The organism is Bradyrhizobium sp. SZCCHNR2028 (genome assembly GCF_032380995.1).
In the GTDB taxonomy this organism is placed as follows: Bacteria; Pseudomonadota; Alphaproteobacteria; order Rhizobiales; family Xanthobacteraceae; genus Bradyrhizobium.
On the sequence record NZ_JAUHJF010000008.1, the window covers coordinates 169,723 to 184,755 of the forward strand.

The window sequence follows — 15,033 nt, forward strand, 5'->3', positions numbered from 1 at the left end:
CTGGCAACGCTACACGGCTTTGGTCGCGGGTGAAAACCTGGTTACGTCGCCATCGTCAGCATGTGGCCCTGATGCGGCGGAATATGACCTTGCAAGGTGTCGAGATAGACGCGCTGCACGGCCTCCGGTCCGCGTCCTTCCGTGATCGTGAGCCAGCCGTCGAGCCGCGGAGCGAAGTCCCGCCACGCCGCGCCGAGCCGCGCCTCGATGCCGCCCGGTCCCCATTCCTTGGCGCGCTTCCTGATCTGGTCAGGCGCGAAGAACCAGGTGGGCCGGGCGCCGGAAAGCGTCTCGACATCATCGCTGCCGTCCTGATGCGTCAGGCCGATGCGGCCGGAATAGACCAGGTTGTCGCCGTAGTGTCGATGCAGCGCGGCGCGCAGACTGGCATTGCCGGCCATGTCGACGAACGCCGCGCGCGACGTCGCGTCGAGCATGTCGACCGCATCGTAGGTCACGACTTCGTCATAGCAGCCGAGCGAGCGGACGAAGGCTGCATTCGATGGCGAGGTCAGCCCGATCACGCGGATGCGCTTGCGCTGCGTATGCAAGAGGTGGGCGAGGCCGAACGCGGTCTTGCTCGAGGCCGAGGACAGGATGACGGTCGTTGCGCCGAAATGGGCCTGTTCGGCGAGAAAGTCATCGACCAGGAACGACAGCATGAACAGCGGGCGCAGCAGGGCCTGATAATCGCCTTGCCGTCCGGCAAAGGCGGGATCGTCGCCGACCCGCGCATAGGCGTTGTAGACCGGCGCGACGCCCTGCCGGTGCGCGGCCGCGTCGCGCAGGCCGCGCTTGCCGACATCGGCGGCCTCGATGACGAGATGCGTCGCCATCGGGAAGTAGCCGAACAGGCGCTCGCCTTTGGCGACGGCAGGATGGCGGGAGGCGATCACGTCGCCGAAGCCCCACACGGGAATGATGCCGAAGCCGTCGGGCGCAGGAAACAGTTGCCAATATTTCAACTGCTCGCCGAGCAGCGCGTAGGTGATGTTGTTGGCGGTGAAGGCGAAGCGGTCGACCTTCACCAGCAGCGCCTCGGCGGGAAGCGCGGCGCCATCGGGAAGCTCGGTGACGATCGTCTTGCACTGCTGCAGATCGCTGCGTGCGACGATGAAATCGGACGATTGCATGATGAAGACCCCGGCCATGCGATGATGTGCGTCGTGGTGCGATCCTGGCCGACATCGATGACCGTTTTGCAACCCCAACTTTGTTTGAAACGGCGTTCACCGGAGTTGTTAGTTCGCCGATGCGATGACGCCCTCGCGCTTCTTGACCTCGCGGTAATAGCTCCACCACAGGTGCGCCGCCGCGCCGCGCAGTGGGCGCCACGATTCGGCCAGCGGCATCATCTGCTTGGCCGTAGGCCGCGCCGCAAGGCCGAGCCCGACCTTGACCGCCTCCTGCACGGCGAGGTCGCCGGCCGGCCAGGCATCGCCATGGCCGAGGCAGAACAGCAGGTAGACGTCGGCGGTCCACGGTCCGATGCCGGGCAGGGTCGTCAAGGTGGCGTGGGCCGCATCGGCGTCCTCATTGGCGAGCACGTCGAGATTGAGCCGCCCGGCGCCAAGCTCGCGCGCGATGTGCTTCAGCGTCTTGATCTTGGCCGCAGAGAGACCGAGCCGTCCCAGCCGGTCGGCGCGGGCGCGGCGGATGGCGTCGGCATCGAACGGATCGAATGCCGCCTGCAGCCGGCCCCAGATCGCGGCCGCGCTGGCGGTCGACAGTTGCTGGCCGCAGACGATGTGCGCGATCCCGGCAAAGCCTGGCTCGCGCCGCCGCAGCGCCGGCATGCCGGCGGCGGCGAGGATCGGCGCCAGCCGCGCGTCCTGCTTCACCAGGTCGCGGATCGCATCCTCGAGGATGTCCTGGCTATCGAGGTGAAGGGTCATCTCAGTGCGACCTTTTCCATTGTCATGCGCGGGCTTGACCCGCGTATCCATCTCGGATCGAACGAGCCCGCGAAGAATGATCGTCGGACCACGCCAGCTCAAGTCCGGCAAGGACGAGATGACATGCCACCCGTTTTCCGATTCGCCCCCAGCCCGAACGGCTATCTGCATCTCGGCCACGCTTTTTCGGCGCTGTTGAACTTCCAATGCGCGCAGCAGAGCGGCGGCCGCTTGCTGCTGCGCATCGAGGACATCGACCCGACCCGCTGCCGCCCCGAGTTCGAGCAGGCGATCTATGAGGATCTCGCCTGGCTCGGCATCGCCTGGGAGCAGCCGGTGCGGCGGCAATCGGAGCACCTCGCCGAGTACCGCGCTGCGCTGGAGCGGCTGCAGGGCATGGGGCTGGTCTATCCGAGCTTCGAGAGCCGGGCCGAGGTCGCGCGGATGGTCGCGCAACGGGATGCAGAGGGGAGGTGGCCGCGCGATCCGGATGGCGCGCCGCTCTATCCGGGGACCGCGACCTCGCTCTCCGGAGCGCGCCGTGCGGCACTGATGGCCGGCGGCGCGCCCTATGCCTTGCGGCTCGACATGGCCGCCGCGGTCGCGCGCGCGGGCCGGGCGGCCTGGGACGAGCACGGCGCCGGGCCTTCGGGCGAGAGTGGCAGGGTCGAAGCAAGGCCGGAGGCCTGGGGGGATGTGATTCTGGCGCGCAAGGAGACGCCGACCAGCTATCACCTCTCCGTCGTGCTCGACGATGCCCTGCAGGGGGTGACGGAGGTGGTGCGTGGACAGGACCTGTTTCATGCCACGAGCGTCCACCGGCTGCTGCAGGTCCTGCTCGGCCTGCCGGCCCCGGCCTATCGGCATCACCAACTGATTCGCGACGCGCAGGGCCACAAGCTGTCCAAGTCCACCCAGGCGACGGGATTGCGCGCCTTGCGCGCGGAAGGCGTCTCGCCGACGGAAATCCGACACAGGATCGGCATGGTCTAGCCGTGTCCTGTCCGCAGCCCTGATATCTCCGAATGTTTCCGGCGGGGACAACCTCCGGGGCATCGTGACACCCGGAAACGACCGTGCCATGCTGCTCAATGGCGCGGGTAATCGGGAGCTTCAATCGAAAGCGGCACGACGAGACATGACAGTACAAGTGCCCCTTCGTTTTTCGGAGTTCATGTCACAGGGGCCATGATGAAGCGCGTTCGGAAGATGAGTACGGGGCGTCGGGCCCGACCGGCCAAGCCGGCTGCGCCCAGGCCCGCCGGCGCGTCCAGAGCGCCCGCTGAAAAGGCGTCCTCCAGGACGACATCTGTGAGGATGCCGTCGTCCGCAGCACAAACGCCGAAGACACAACCGCCGAAGACACAAACGCCGAAGACCAAGGCCGCGAAGGCGGCGCCGGCCAAGGAGCGCGCCAAGGCGCGACCGCTCAAGAAGCACGTTCCTCAGGTCACGGCGATGGCGGGGAGCCGGCGAAGCGCGGCCAAGTCCGGAGTGAGGAAGCCCGAAGCCGCGAAGTCAGTGCCCAGGGCTGGCGCCGGATCACCAGGGGTCGTCGAAGCCGCGCTGGCGGTGTTCGCCCATGAGGTGCGCACGCCGCTGACAGGCATTCTCGCCATCAGCGACCTGCTTGCCACCTCCGAGCTCGGCGAGCGCGAGCGGCGCTGGGTCGATACGATCAAGGCCGGCGCGGAGCATCTGTCGAGCCTCGCCACCCTGTTCGTCGATGCCGCCAAGGACGAGACCGCCGGCGCGCTGCTGCGTGAGGATCTGTTCGATCTGCGCGTGCTGGCGCGGGCCGCCGGAGACTCGCTGTCGGGCCGCGCCGCCGCCAAGGGGCTGGATGTCAAGGTCCACGTCTCCGACGACTTGCCGGGACTCGTGTTCGGCGATCCCGTGCGGCTGCGCGCTGCGCTGGAGAACCTGATCGACAATGCGGTGAAGTTCACCGAGCAGGGCGGCGTCGCGCTGGAGGTCGTTCCCGCACGTCGCGGCGGTCGCGGCAAGCCGAGCACGGGCGCAGGCCGAGGCGCGAACAGGGGCCGCGCCGCGATCGCCTTCCACGTCTCGGATTCGGGCATCGGCCTGACCCTGAAGGAGATCAAGCGGCTGTTCCGCCCGTTCAGCCAAGCCAATGTCTCGATCGCCTCGCGCTTCGGCGGCGCCGGCCTCGGCCTGTCCTCGGTCCGGCAGCTGGCGCGCGCGATGGGGGGCGACGTCGCCGTGGCGCCGCATGAAGGCGGCGGCACGACCTTCACGCTGACCGTGACGCTGACCGTTGCGGCCGCGCCGCACACCGCGGCGGGCGGATCGGAGAATGGCGTGACCCTGGCGCCGACAAGGCCGTTGCGCATCCTCGGGGTCGAGGACAATCCGTTCGGCCGCGTGGTGCTCAACACCATCCTCAACGAGCTCGGCCACCAGGCCGAGTTCATCGGTCGGGGCGAGGCGGCGCCGGAGCGGATCGCGGCCGGCAATTACGATGCGGTGCTGATGGACATGGTGCTGCCCGGCATCAACGGCGTCGAGGCGATTGCTCGCATTCGCAAGCTGGACGCGCCCCAAGGGACTATCCCGATCATCGGCGTGTCCGGACGCGGCGAGGACGAGGCGGCCTCGCGCGCTGCCGGCGCGGACGCGTTCCTGCTCAAGCCCGTTTCGCCGCGGGCTCTAGCGACTGCGCTTCTTGGAGCGACACGCCGCGCGGCAGCCGCGACTTGATGATCGAGGCGTTCAACTCGCCGCCATACACGAAAATCGCGGCGATGAAATACAGGAACACCAGCGCGATGATCACCGACGCGAGCCCCGCATACATCGTGACGTAGTTGTTGGCGAAGCGCGCCAGATACTGGCCGAACACGATGCCCGACACCAGCGAGGCGACGAAGGTGAAGACGATGCCGGGCACGATCTGCATGAAGCTGCGCCGGCCCGCCGGCAGCCAGGCGTGCAGGATGAACAGCGCGACGATCAGCGCGCTGATGGTGATGCCGTAGCGCGACAGGTTGACGAAGCGCTCGTTGGCTTCGACCGCCAGCGGCAAATAGCGCCGGGCGGTGGCCAGCATCAGCGGGCCGAGCACGATCAGGAACGACATCGCCAGCGCGGTGAACGCGGCGACCAGAGTATAGCCGATCGATTCCAGCCGCAGCCAGTACCAGCGGCGCTGCTCGATCACGCCATAGGCGCGGTTGAGCGCGACCCGCAGCGCCTCGACGCCATTCGAGGCGAAGTAGACCGCGAGCACGGCGCCGATGGTCAGCGCATCGGTCCGGGTCGTGGTCAGCACGTCGTGGATCTCGCCGGTCAGCGCATCCGCCACCTGCGCCGGCCAGGTCTCGAGCATCAAGGTGGCGGCCTGGTCGGCCAGGTCCTTGGAGCCGAGAAAGCCGGCGAGCGAGGTCAGGACGATCAGGAACGGAAACAGCGCCATCAGGGTCGACAGCGCGATATGGCTGGCGATCGCCCAGCCGTCGTCGGCGAGGAAGGTGTAGAACGCGTCCATGACGACGTGGAAGATGTAGCGAAGCGCCTTCACCTGTCCCTGCACTCCGCAAAAGAAACTTGGTTTGTACAATCCGATATTACGGGTCCAAAAGCCAGAAGTTGCAGCGCCGGCCGCGCGGATCCGCCATGGCGCTCTTGCGTCTGCGGTGTTATCTAGCCCCGATGGCTTCACTTCTCGGTAAATTCATCCTTCCCATCGCCGTCGGCGCGGTCGCCCTGGTGCTGTTTCTCGGCCTCGTCAACATGACGCGCGGCGGCTCGCCGAACCTGTCGCAGAAGCTGATGCGCTGGCGGGTGATCCTGCAGTTCGTCGCGGTCGTCATTGCCATGGCGGCGATCTGGGCGATGGGACGCTGAGACCGAGACGCCGAGGCGTCGAGAAATGGACGTTGAGAAGCAGCATGGTGGTCCTGAATCGCATCTACACGCGGACCGGTGACGACGGCACGACCGCGCTCGGCAATGGCGAGCGCCGTCCCAAGTACGATCTGCGCGTCTCCGCCTATGGAACCGTCGACGAGACCAACGCTGCGATCGGCGTGGCCCGGCTGCATCTGGCCGATGCGCCCGAGATCGATGCGATGCTCGGCCTGATCCAGAACGATCTGTTCGACCTCGGCGCCGATCTGGCCGTGCCGCAGCGCGAGGGCAAGGCGGAGCGGCTGCGCGTCGTCGCCAGCCAGGTCGACCGCCTGGAGCGTGACATCGATACGCTGAACGAACGGCTCTCGCCGCTGACGTCGTTCGTGCTGCCCGGGGGAACCGCGGCGGCGGCGCATCTGCATGTCGCGCGTACCATTTGCCGCAGGGCGGAACGGATCATGACGGAGCTCGCCGGCAAGCCCGACGAGCCGGTCAGCGAGGCCGCCATTCGTTATATGAACCGGTTGTCGGATTTCCTGTTCGTGGCCAGCCGGGCGGCGAACCGGAACGGCGCCGGCGACGTGTTGTGGGTGCCCGGGCAAAACCGTTAACCCGGCGGCGTGCGGGCCTGCGTTTTTTCGCCCGTCGCGCGTTGACCGGGGGGGATGGGGGCTTTAGGTTCCGCGCCCGAAAGGTCAACCCCGGACAATTTAGAGCGAAAGAGGATCGATGAAGGTTCTGGTGCCGGTCAAGCGGGTGGTCGATTACAACGTCAAGGTCCGCGTCAAGAGCGACGGATCGGGCGTTGAGCTCGCCAACGTCAAGATGTCGATGAATCCGTTCGACGAGATCGCCGTCGAGGAAGCGCTGCGGCTGAAGGAAGCCGGCAAGGCGACCGAGGTGGTGGTGGTCTCGATCGGCCCCGCGCAGGCCTCGGAGACCATCCGCACGGCGCTCGCGATGGGCGCGGACCGCGGCATCCTGGTCAAGGCCGAGGGCAACGTGGAACCGCTGGCGGTCGCCAAGATCCTCAAGGCCGTCGCCCAGGAGGAGCAGCCGGGCCTGATCATCCTCGGCAAGCAGGCGATCGACGACGACTCGAACCAGACCGGCCAGATGCTGGCGGCGCTGCTCGGCTGGGCGCAGGCGACCTTCGCCTCCAAGCTCGAGGTCGACGGCTCCGACTTCAAGGTCACCCGCGAGGTCGATGGCGGCCTGCAGACCGTGAAGCTGAAGGGGCCGGCGATCGTCACCACCGACCTGCGCCTCAACGAGCCGCGCTATGCGTCGCTGCCGAACATCATGAAGGCGAAGAAGAAGCCGATCGCCGAGAAGACCGCCGCCGACACCGGCGTCGATCTCACGCCGCGGCTCGAGGTGCTCAAGACCACCGAGCCGGCGGGCCGCAAGGCCGGCGTCAAGGTCAAGGACGTCGCCGAGCTCGTCAACAAACTCAAGACCGAGGCGGGGGTGCTCTGATGGCCACGCTGCTGATTGCCGAACACGACAATGCCGGGATCAAGGACGCGACCAACAAGGCGCTGACGGCGGCCACTGCCCTCGGCGCCGATGTCGACGTGCTGGTCGCGGGCCAGGGCGCCAAGGGCGCGGCGGATGCCGCCGCCAAGCTCGCCGGCGTCAAGAAGGTGCTGCTGGCCGACGACGCGGCCTACGCGCACGATCTCGCCGAGCCGCTCGCCGACCTCGTCGTCAAGCTCGCCGCGAACTACGACGCGATCGTCGCGCCCGCGACCTCGCGCTTCAAGAACGTGATGCCGCGTATCGCGGCGCTGCTCGACGTGATGCAGGTATCGGAGATCATCAAGGTCGTCGCGCCCGATACGTTCGAGCGGCCGATCTACGCCGGCAACGCGATCCAGACCGTGAAGTCGAAGGACGCCAAGAAGGTCATCACCGTGCGCACCTCGACCTTCGCCGCGGCAGGCGAGGGTGGCAGCGCGTCGGTCGAGACCGTCGCGGCGGCCGGCGATCCGGCGCTGTCGACCTTCGTCGGCGAGGAGGTCGCCAAGAGCGACCGTCCCGAGCTGACCTCGGCCAAGATCATCGTCTCAGGCGGCCGCGCGATGCAGAGCCGCGAGAACTTCGCCAAATACATCGAGCCGCTGGCTGACAAGCTCGGCGCCGGCGTCGGCGCCTCGCGTGCCGCGGTTGACGCAGGCTACGCGCCGAACGACTGGCAGGTCGGCCAGACCGGCAAGGTCGTGGCGCCGGAGCTCTATGTCGCGGTCGGCATTTCAGGCGCCATTCAGCATCTGGCCGGCATGAAGGACTCCAAGGTGATCGTCGCGATCAACAAGGACGAGGACGCGCCGATCTTCCAGGTCGCCGATTACGGCCTGGTGGCCGACCTGTACCAGGCGGTTCCCGAGCTGACCGAGGCGCTCGGCAAGCTCGGCAAATAACGCTGCTGGCACCGGCCGCATGGGACCGCGGCGGCCGGTGTTCTCACTTCCAAGGGCATGGACGGGCGCAGCAGGCGTGCCGTCCGGGTGGATGACAACATGGCTCAGATCAACAAGCTCGGTGTGATCGGCGCAGGACAGATGGGCAACGGCATCGCGCATGTCGCCGCGCTGGCCGGGCTCGACGTGGTGCTCAACGACGTCACTGCCGACCGGTTGAAGTCGGGCATGGCCACCATCAACGGCAACCTGACCCGTCAGGTGGCCAAGAAGGTCATCTCCGAGGAGGCCCGCAATCAGGCGCTCGGCCATATCTCGATCAGCGAAACCCTCGACGGGCTGGCCGACTGCGATCTCGTCATCGAGACGGCGATCGAGAAGGAGGACGTCAAGCGCAAGATCTTCCACGATCTGTGCGCGGTGCTGAAGCCGGAGGCGATCATCGCCTCCAATACCTCGTCGATCTCGATCACCCGGCTCGCCGCCTGCACCGACCGCCCCGAGCGCTTCATCGGCATCCATTTCATGAACCCGGTTCCGCTGATGGAGCTGGTGGAGCTGATCCGCGGCATCGCCACCGACGACGCCACCTTCGAGGCGGCCAAGGAGTTCGTCGGGCGGCTCGGCAAGCAGGTCGCCGTCTCCGAGGATTTTCCGGCCTTCATCGTCAACCGCGTCCTGCTGCCGATGATCAACGAGGCGATCTACACGCTGTATGAGGGCGTCGGCAACGTCGAGGCGATCGATGCGGCGATGAAGCTCGGCGCGCATCACCCGATGGGCCCGCTGGAGCTGGCCGATTTCATCGGCCTGGACACCTGTCTGTCCATCATGCAGGTGCTGCACGAGGGGCTGGCGGACTCCAAATACCGGCCGTGTCCGCTGCTGGTGAAATACGTCGAGGCCGGCTGGCTCGGCCGCAAGACGCAGCGCGGTTTCTACGACTATCGCGGCCCCAAGCCGGTGCCGACGCGCTAGATTTCCCGCCACCGCGGCTCCCTCGCTACGCTTCGTTAAGCCTCCTCGGCTAGCGTGTGCCCCAGAGAGGTAAGCGCGTATGGATATGAGCTTGGTGGCTGCGGTCATGGCGCAGCAGACGGGTGCGATTCAGCAGCAGGTCGCGACGTCGGTGATGAAGCAGAACCTGAACGCCCAGAAGGATGCCGTCATGACGCTGCTCGGCGGCGCGCAGCAGACGCTGTCGCTCGCCAATGCCGGCCCCGGCGTCGGCGGCAATCTCAACATCGCGGCCTGATATCTCTGGTTACAGGCCCGCGGCCGCCTTCGATGTCGCCGCCTGGATCAGCTTGACCGCGTCGGCGCTGTCCCATTCGGCGGGACCCGCGATGGTCGCGATCTCGCAGCCATTCGAATCCACCAGCACCGAGGTTGGCATGCCCAGGGCGCGGCCGACCGCCTTCAGGTCCTGGAACACCTTGGCCTTCGGATCGCTGAAATAGGCCAGCCGGGTCAGCTTGGCGTCGTTGAGGAACGCCTTCGGCTTCTCCGGATCGCGGGTATCGATGTTGACCGCGACCACCTGGAAATCGTCGCCGCCGAGCCTGGCCTGCAGCGAGTCCAGCGCCGGCATCTCCTTGCGGCACGGCACGCACCATGTCGCCCACAGGTTCAATAACACCGTCTTGCCGCGGAAATCCGACAGCTTCTTCGACGCGCCTGCGGCGTCCTCGAAGGCGAGATCCGGCAGCCGCAGCGGCACTGTTGCCGCCGTCAGCGCCGCCACCTCGCCCTTGATCAGCGGCGCGATCCGCTTGGCGGTGGCGACCGCCGCCTGGCACGCCTGGTCGCCCGACGGCCGTCCCTTCAGCAATCCGCCAAAGGCCACCGCGGCGATGCCGGCCGCGGCGACGAGCGCGACGGCACTGGCCGCGAGCAGCGTCCGGCGCGAGCGGGCGGGGCGGGCAGGGGACGGGTCAGGCTTATCGTTTGTCATCTCGGGTCGGTTGCGGCTATCAGGAGCGCGAGTTTCGGGGCGGCGCCGGACGGTGTGTCCCATCCCATGGCGGTCAGCAAGGTCTAAGAAGCGGTTCAGGCATGAGCAACAAGATGTGGGGCGGACGGTTCTCGGAGCGTCCCGACGCGATCATGGAGGACATCAACGTCTCGATCGACGTCGATCGCCACCTCTACGCACAGGACATTGCCGCTTCCAAGGCGCATGCCGCCATGCTCGCCGCCCAGGGCATCATCACCGCGACTGATGCGAAAAATATCGGCAAGGGTCTAGACACGATTCTGTCAGAGATCACCAAGGGTTCGTTCCAGTTCAAGCGGGCGCTGGAAGACATTCACATGAATGTCGAGAGCCGGCTCAGCGAGCTGATCGGCCCGGCCGCAGGCCGCCTGCACACCGCGCGCTCGCGCAACGACCAGGTTGCAACCGACTTCCGCCTGTTCGTGCGCGACACCATCGACGACATCGACGCCGCGCTGGCCGCCTACCAGCATGCGCTCGCGACCCGCGCGCTCGATTACGCCGGCACGGTCATGCCCGGCTTCACCCATCTGCAGACCGCCCAGCCCGTCACCTTCGGCCACCACCTGCTGGCCTATGTCGAGATGGCCGGGCGCGACCGCGGCCGCTTCCTCGACGCCCGCAAGCGCCTCAATGAATCGCCGCTGGGGGCTGCCGCGCTCGCCGGCACCTCGTTCCCGATCGACCGCCACGCCACCGCCGAGGCGCTCGGCTTCGAGCGCCCGATGGCCAATTCGCTGGACGCGGTGTCCGACCGAGATTTCGTGCTGGAGACCTTGTCGGCGGCCTCGATCTGCGCCGTGCATCTGTCGCGCTTCGCCGAAGAGATCGTGATCTGGACCTCGCCGCTGGTCGGCCTGATCAAGCTGTCGGACAAGTTCACCACCGGCTCCTCGATCATGCCGCAGAAGCGCAATCCGGATGCCGCCGAGCTGGTCCGCGCCAAGACCGGCCGCGTCATCGGCGCGCTGAACGGGCTGCTCATCGTCATGAAGGGCCTGCCGCTCGCCTATCAGAAGGACATGCAGGAGGATAAGCAGGGCGCGATGGAGGCCTTCGCGGCGCTGTCGCTCGCCATCCGCGCTATGACCGGCATGGCGCTCGACCTGGTGCCGGACGAAGCCCGCATGAAGGCCGCGGCCGGCGAGGGCTATGCGACGGCGACCGACCTCGCCGACTGGTTGGTGCGCACGCTCAAGATGCCGTTCCGCGAGGCCCACCACGTGACGGGGCGGATCGTGGTCTTGGCCGCCAAGCAGGGCGTCGCCCTGCACGAGCTGCCGCTGACGGCGATGCAGGAGGTCGAGCCGAAGATCACCGTCGAGGTGCTCGGCGTGCTCTCGGTCGAGTCCTCCGTGAAGAGCCGCACCAGCTACGGCGGCACCGCGCCGAAGAACGTGGCCGCGCAGGCCAAGAGCTGGCTGAAGCGGCTGGAAAAACAGCGAAAGTAGGGCTGCTGTCTGAAATTTGACCGGCGTGGCGTGGCTCTCCGGCACTCGCCACATCGGGGCAATCTCTGTATGGTGCCGCCCGCATGGGGATCTCACACGTGAATCGCGCTCGTCGTCCAACCTCCGCCGCCCGGGTCGTCCTCGTCCTGGGCGCCACAGCCCTTCTGCTCGCCGCCTGCGGGCGCAAGGGCCCGTTGGACCTGCCGGCCAACTCCCCGCCGGCCCCGCAAATGTCGGCCGCTCCCGCCGACACCGCGACGGAAGCTGCGAACAAGCCCGGCCTGTTCAACTCCGGCTACGGCGCCGACGCCGCCCCCGCCGCCACCCGCGGCCAGAAGAAACCCTTCATCCTCGACCCGCTGCTCGACAGCAAATAGCGGCTGACGCGCCCGCGACGGACACCACCCCTTCTCCGGGGGAGATCGCATCCGACCGACGCCTGCGCAGGCACCTAGGCCGCCACCGTCCTTCGAGACGCCCGCCTCCGGCGGGCTCCTCAGGACGAGGACTGAACTTGTGGCGCGACCTGGCCCCCGGCGAGATCTCCACCCTCATGGTGAGGAGCGCCGCGCGCGGCGCGTCTCGAACCATGAGGCCCGGACGGCGCGGCATCTGTGCCTCGGCGAGGACGGCAGCTTCAATTGACATTCCGGCTCATTTCCCGGCAATTCGCCGCCACAATCAACCTTCTCGCGGCCCCGTGCGCGGATCAGACCCATGAATCACTTCGACTACCGCGACGGCGTGCTGCACGCCGAGGCCGTCAATCTCACCTCACTCGCCGCCACCGTCGGCACGCCGTTTTACTGCTACTCCACCGCCACGCTGGAGCGGCACTACCGCGTGTTCGCGGACGCCTTCAGCGGCCAGGACGTGCTGATCTGCTACGCGATGAAGGCCAACTCCAACCAGTCGGTGCTGCGCACCCTGGCCAATCTCGGCGCCGGCGCCGACGTCGTCTCCGGCGGTGAATTGAAGCGCGCGCTGGCGGCCGGCATCCCCTCGCGCAAGATCGTGTTCTCCGGCGTCGGCAAGACCGAGGCCGAGCTGCGCGCCGCGCTCGCGGCCGACATCCACTGCCTCAACATCGAGTCCGAGCCCGAGCTCGATCTGCTGGCGCGCCTCGCCCAGGAGACCGGCCACACCGCCCGCATCTCCGTGCGCGTCAACCCGGATGTCGATGCCGGCACGCACGCAAAAATCTCGACCGGCAAGTCGGAGAACAAGTTCGGCATCCCGCTGGAGCACGCGCGCCGCGTCTACGCCCGCGCGGCGAAGATGCCGGGCATCAAGGTCACCGGCGTCGACGTCCATATCGGCAGCCAGATCACCGATCTCGGTCCGATGGAGACCGCGTTCCGCATCCTGACCGAATTCGTGCAGACGCTGCGCGCCGACGGCCACGACATCTCCCATGTCGATTTCGGCGGCGGCCTCGGCATCCCCTATCACATGGACCGCGCGGTGCCGCCGGAGCCCGCGGCCTATGCCGCCATGGTCAAGCGCGTCAGCCACAATCTCGGCTGCACCCTGATGTTCGAGCCCGGCCGCATGATCGTCGGCAATGCCGGCATCCTCGTCGCCAAGGTGATCTATGTGAAGCATGGCGAGGCCAAGAACTTCGTGATCATCGACGCCGCAATGAACGACCTGATCCGCCCGACGCTCTACGAGGCCCATCACGACATCCTGCCGGTGGTCCAGCCGGCGCCGGGTGCGCCGTCCTTCACAGCCGACGTCGTCGGCCCGGTCTGCGAGAGCGGCGACTACCTTGCGCTGGACCGCACGCTGCCCGAGCCCAAGCCGGGCGACCTCCTCGCCATCATGACATCAGGCGCCTACGGTGCCGTCCAGGCCTGCACCTACAACACCCGCGCTTTGGTGCCGGAGGTGCTGGTCAAGGGCGACCAGGCCGCGGTGATCCGCCCGCGGATCGAGGTCGAGCAGCTGATCGCGATGGACACGCCGGCGCCCTGGCTGTGAGGACGATCAATCGAACAGATCGGGCCTGATCTCGCGCGAGTGATGCATGATGGCGCGGATCACGACGCCGTCGCGATCTTCGGTGTAGAACACGATATGCGCCTGGAACCGAAACCGCCGGTGCCCGGGCGCAATATCGTCCACACTCGCACCGATCCGCGGAAAATTCGCCAGCAGATCGAACGTCCGCTCAAGCCCGGCATGGTAGGCGTCGGCTTGGTACGTACCAAAAGTGCTGTTCGTATAATCGTAGATTTCAAGCAGATCAGCCTCGGCGCGGGCTGAGAGCTTGAACTCAGCCACGGCGAGCCGCGGCGCGCCGTTGGGCCTCAGCGCGAATATCGCTCATGGTCGAGCAGCTGATGCGCTCGCAGTCGGGATGCTGCAGAACCTCGCGGTAGCGCGCGAGCTGCTCTTCGCGGCTCAAAGCCCGCCATTCGGCAAGCTCGGCTTCGCTCGGCGGCAGAGCGGAAGGCATTGCACGGGTGGTTGCATCGGTCATATCCGCAAAATAACACGGGTCGTCGGGACATGCGAGGGGGTGTTCCAGTCTGCCGCGGGGGCGACAAAGTAGACCCAGGACAAGGATATCCGGAAGGCCCAGGACCTCGCGGCGACATTGGAGGATTGAGGATGAAGGTCAGCAAGCTGAAGAAGTTCGACGCCGCTGAGCACCTTCGCACACCGGCCGCCCGTGCCGAGTATCTCAACATCGTGCTCGCCGATGGCGATCCCGCCGAGGTCCGCGACGCTCTCAATCTCGTCGCCCGGGCGCAGGGCATGAGCCAGGTCGCAAAGGCCGCCGGCGTGACCAGGGAGGGGCTCTACAAGACCCTCGGCGAAAACGGCAACCCGGAGTTCGCGACCGTCCTTCGCATCATCACCGCGATGGGAATCCGGCTGACGGCCGAGCCGGCCCGCGCCAAGCCGAAGACGAAAGCCGCAGCGTTGCGACCGTAGGCGCCAGGTTTCATGCAGCGTCACCGTAATTCCGAGTTGCTGGTCAAGGGCGGATCAGGCCGGGGTGATCCGTTCGCGGATCGACGTCGAGCAAATGATCGCAACGGATACGTCGGCACGCTGGCTTGGTCGCGAACATTCCCGAGACCGATTCAGTTGGAGTCTTCATGGTCAGTCCGCGCAAGCGCCCGCACGATTAACGGCAAGTATTTCCTCACCTGTTCACGGTCGCTTTCCTTTTCCCTCTCGCTCAGCTCTGCATAAGGCGTTATGATCTGATTTTCCCATCGAATAACAAGATCGGCTGGTATCACCAGCGAACCATCCGATTGGCTAATACCATGCTGGTGCACATACCGCTGCCAGTGTGACCAGCGCTCATGTTCGACGGCAGCAAGCGTCTCGATCAAGTCGTCGAGTGTCTTTGTGATTTGATCTGCTTTCATGCGGCG

The 15,033-nt window shown here is 66.7% G+C and carries 19 protein-coding genes; 12 read left to right on the forward strand and 7 right to left on the reverse strand.

Features of this window, described 5'->3' with window-relative positions; genetic code table 11:
• Positions 1-41 precede the first annotated feature (41 nt).
• Together QX121_RS15815 and QX121_RS15820 are read right to left on the reverse strand one after the other, a co-directional pair.
• Positions 42-1,133 carry a DUF2855 family protein gene (locus QX121_RS15815; RefSeq protein WP_315799006.1) on the reverse strand — a complete coding sequence of 364 codons (1,092 nt, stop codon included), beginning with the start codon at positions 1,131-1,133 and terminating at the stop codon, positions 42-44.
• A 108-nt stretch (positions 1,134-1,241) separates the two neighbouring features.
• Positions 1,242-1,895 (reverse strand): DNA-3-methyladenine glycosylase 2 family protein, encoded by a 654-nt coding sequence (locus QX121_RS15820; RefSeq protein WP_315799007.1) that lies wholly within the window; start codon positions 1,893-1,895, stop codon positions 1,242-1,244.
• 123 nt (positions 1,896-2,018) lie between these two features.
• Here QX121_RS15820 and gluQRS point away from each other — a divergent pair, with 123 nt between their 5' ends.
• Together gluQRS and QX121_RS15830 are read left to right on the forward strand one after the other, a co-directional pair.
• Entirely contained in the window at positions 2,019-2,888 is an 870-nt protein-coding gene (gene gluQRS / locus QX121_RS15825; RefSeq protein ID WP_315812423.1) for a tRNA glutamyl-Q(34) synthetase GluQRS, read from the forward strand.
• A 573-nt stretch (positions 2,889-3,461) separates the two neighbouring features.
• A complete protein-coding gene (locus tag QX121_RS15830) occupies positions 3,462-4,616 on the forward strand; it encodes an ATP-binding protein (RefSeq protein WP_409999342.1) in 1,155 nt (384 codons plus the stop codon).
• Here the strand turns inward: QX121_RS15830 and QX121_RS15835 are convergent.
• Positions 4,543-5,436: a YihY/virulence factor BrkB family protein gene (locus QX121_RS15835; RefSeq protein WP_315736201.1), complete on the reverse strand. Its 894-nt coding sequence runs from the start codon at positions 5,434-5,436 to the stop codon at positions 4,543-4,545. The genes QX121_RS15830 and QX121_RS15835 overlap by 74 nt on opposite strands.
• Positions 5,437-5,567: 131 nt before the next feature.
• On the opposite strand from QX121_RS15835, the gene QX121_RS15840 reads away from it, so the two are divergent.
• The 6 genes from QX121_RS15840 to QX121_RS15865 all read left to right on the forward strand — a co-directional run bounded on the left by QX121_RS15840 (position 5,568) and on the right by QX121_RS15865 (position 9,446).
• On the forward strand, positions 5,568-5,762 hold the full coding sequence (locus tag QX121_RS15840) for a twin transmembrane helix small protein (protein ID WP_015664263.1): 195 nt from the start codon (positions 5,568-5,570) through the stop codon (positions 5,760-5,762).
• Between the two features lie 44 nt (positions 5,763-5,806).
• Positions 5,807-6,379: a cob(I)yrinic acid a,c-diamide adenosyltransferase gene (locus QX121_RS15845; protein WP_315812425.1), complete on the forward strand. Its 573-nt coding sequence runs from the start codon at positions 5,807-5,809 to the stop codon at positions 6,377-6,379.
• Positions 6,380-6,497: 118 nt separating this feature from the next.
• A complete protein-coding gene (locus tag QX121_RS15850) occupies positions 6,498-7,247 on the forward strand; it encodes an electron transfer flavoprotein subunit beta/FixA family protein (RefSeq protein WP_315777790.1) in 750 nt (249 codons plus the stop codon).
• Positions 7,247-8,191, forward strand: a complete 945-nt coding sequence (locus QX121_RS15855; protein ID WP_315736204.1) for an electron transfer flavoprotein subunit alpha/FixB family protein — start codon at positions 7,247-7,249, stop codon at positions 8,189-8,191. Before QX121_RS15850 ends, QX121_RS15855 begins: the two co-directional genes overlap by 1 nt.
• Positions 8,192-8,290: 99 nt before the next feature.
• Positions 8,291-9,169, forward strand: a complete 879-nt coding sequence (locus QX121_RS15860; protein WP_315812426.1) for a 3-hydroxybutyryl-CoA dehydrogenase — start codon at positions 8,291-8,293, stop codon at positions 9,167-9,169.
• A gap of 79 nt (positions 9,170-9,248) precedes the next feature.
• Entirely contained in the window at positions 9,249-9,446 is a 198-nt protein-coding gene (locus QX121_RS15865; RefSeq protein WP_315736206.1) for a putative motility protein, read from the forward strand.
• Between the two features lie 9 nt (positions 9,447-9,455).
• Here the strand turns inward: QX121_RS15865 and tlpA are convergent, their stop codons facing one another.
• Positions 9,456-10,145, reverse strand: a complete 690-nt coding sequence (gene tlpA / locus QX121_RS15870) for a thiol:disulfide interchange protein TlpA (RefSeq protein WP_315812427.1) — start codon at positions 10,143-10,145, stop codon at positions 9,456-9,458.
• A gap of 101 nt (positions 10,146-10,246) precedes the next feature.
• Between tlpA and argH the strand changes: the two genes are divergently transcribed.
• From argH to lysA, 3 genes are all read left to right on the forward strand, one after another.
• Positions 10,247-11,638, forward strand: coding sequence for an argininosuccinate lyase (gene argH, locus QX121_RS15875; protein ID WP_315812428.1), 1,392 nt, complete (start codon positions 10,247-10,249; stop codon positions 11,636-11,638).
• Between the two features lie 83 nt (positions 11,639-11,721).
• Positions 11,722-12,015, forward strand: coding sequence for an LPS translocon maturation chaperone LptM (gene lptM, locus QX121_RS15880; RefSeq protein WP_315736209.1), 294 nt, complete (start codon positions 11,722-11,724; stop codon positions 12,013-12,015).
• 340 nt (positions 12,016-12,355) lie between these two features.
• Positions 12,356-13,621: a diaminopimelate decarboxylase gene (gene lysA / locus QX121_RS15885; protein ID WP_315812429.1), complete on the forward strand. Its 1,266-nt coding sequence runs from the start codon at positions 12,356-12,358 to the stop codon at positions 13,619-13,621.
• A gap of 6 nt (positions 13,622-13,627) precedes the next feature.
• On the opposite strand, the gene QX121_RS15890 is transcribed toward lysA, so the two are convergent.
• Both QX121_RS15890 and QX121_RS15895 read right to left on the reverse strand, forming a co-directional pair.
• Positions 13,628-13,924, reverse strand: coding sequence for a type II toxin-antitoxin system RelE/ParE family toxin (locus tag QX121_RS15890; protein WP_315736211.1), 297 nt, complete (start codon positions 13,922-13,924; stop codon positions 13,628-13,630).
• The gene (locus QX121_RS15895; RefSeq protein ID WP_315812430.1) at positions 13,917-14,123 is read right to left on the reverse strand and encodes a hypothetical protein; all 207 of its coding nucleotides are present in this window, start codon (positions 14,121-14,123) and stop codon (positions 13,917-13,919) included. Before QX121_RS15895 ends, QX121_RS15890 begins: the two co-directional genes overlap by 8 nt.
• A gap of 131 nt (positions 14,124-14,254) precedes the next feature.
• Between QX121_RS15895 and QX121_RS15900 the strand changes: the two genes are divergently transcribed.
• Positions 14,255-14,581 carry an addiction module antidote protein gene (locus tag QX121_RS15900; protein ID WP_315812431.1) on the forward strand — a complete coding sequence of 109 codons (327 nt, stop codon included), beginning with the start codon at positions 14,255-14,257 and terminating at the stop codon, positions 14,579-14,581.
• A gap of 152 nt (positions 14,582-14,733) precedes the next feature.
• Here the strand turns inward: QX121_RS15900 and QX121_RS15905 are convergent, their stop codons facing one another.
• The gene (locus QX121_RS15905; protein WP_315812432.1) at positions 14,734-15,027 is read right to left on the reverse strand and encodes a hypothetical protein; all 294 of its coding nucleotides are present in this window, start codon (positions 15,025-15,027) and stop codon (positions 14,734-14,736) included.
• Positions 15,028-15,033: the final 6 nt, after the last annotated feature.

What these genes read in the sequence shown, in the direction of transcription:
- tlpA (WP_315812427.1), bottom strand. Translation starts at nt 10,145, where the DNA reads ATGACAAACGATAAGCCTGACCCGTCCCCTGCCCGCCCCGCCCGCTCG.
- QX121_RS15840 (WP_015664263.1), top strand. Translation starts at nt 5,568, where the DNA reads ATGGCTTCACTTCTCGGTAAATTCATCCTTCCCATCGCCGTCGGCGCG.
- lptM (WP_315736209.1), top strand. Translation starts at nt 11,722, where the DNA reads ATGGGGATCTCACACGTGAATCGCGCTCGTCGTCCAACCTCCGCCGCC.
- lysA (WP_315812429.1), top strand. Translation starts at nt 12,356, where the DNA reads ATGAATCACTTCGACTACCGCGACGGCGTGCTGCACGCCGAGGCCGTC.
- QX121_RS15860 (WP_315812426.1), top strand. Translation starts at nt 8,291, where the DNA reads ATGGCTCAGATCAACAAGCTCGGTGTGATCGGCGCAGGACAGATGGGC.
- QX121_RS15855 (WP_315736204.1), top strand. Translation starts at nt 7,247, where the DNA reads ATGGCCACGCTGCTGATTGCCGAACACGACAATGCCGGGATCAAGGAC.
- QX121_RS15900 (WP_315812431.1), top strand. Translation starts at nt 14,255, where the DNA reads ATGAAGGTCAGCAAGCTGAAGAAGTTCGACGCCGCTGAGCACCTTCGC.
- QX121_RS15850 (WP_315777790.1), top strand. Translation starts at nt 6,498, where the DNA reads ATGAAGGTTCTGGTGCCGGTCAAGCGGGTGGTCGATTACAACGTCAAG.
- QX121_RS15905 (WP_315812432.1), bottom strand. Translation starts at nt 15,027, where the DNA reads ATGAAAGCAGATCAAATCACAAAGACACTCGACGACTTGATCGAGACG.
- QX121_RS15820 (WP_315799007.1), bottom strand. Translation starts at nt 1,895, where the DNA reads ATGACCCTTCACCTCGATAGCCAGGACATCCTCGAGGATGCGATCCGC.
- QX121_RS15865 (WP_315736206.1), top strand. Translation starts at nt 9,249, where the DNA reads ATGGATATGAGCTTGGTGGCTGCGGTCATGGCGCAGCAGACGGGTGCG.
- argH (WP_315812428.1), top strand. Translation starts at nt 10,247, where the DNA reads ATGAGCAACAAGATGTGGGGCGGACGGTTCTCGGAGCGTCCCGACGCG.
- QX121_RS15845 (WP_315812425.1), top strand. Translation starts at nt 5,807, where the DNA reads ATGGTGGTCCTGAATCGCATCTACACGCGGACCGGTGACGACGGCACG.
- QX121_RS15815 (WP_315799006.1), bottom strand. Translation starts at nt 1,133, where the DNA reads ATGCAATCGTCCGATTTCATCGTCGCACGCAGCGATCTGCAGCAGTGC.
- QX121_RS15895 (WP_315812430.1), bottom strand. Translation starts at nt 14,123, where the DNA reads ATGACCGATGCAACCACCCGTGCAATGCCTTCCGCTCTGCCGCCGAGC.
- gluQRS (WP_315812423.1), top strand. Translation starts at nt 2,019, where the DNA reads ATGCCACCCGTTTTCCGATTCGCCCCCAGCCCGAACGGCTATCTGCAT.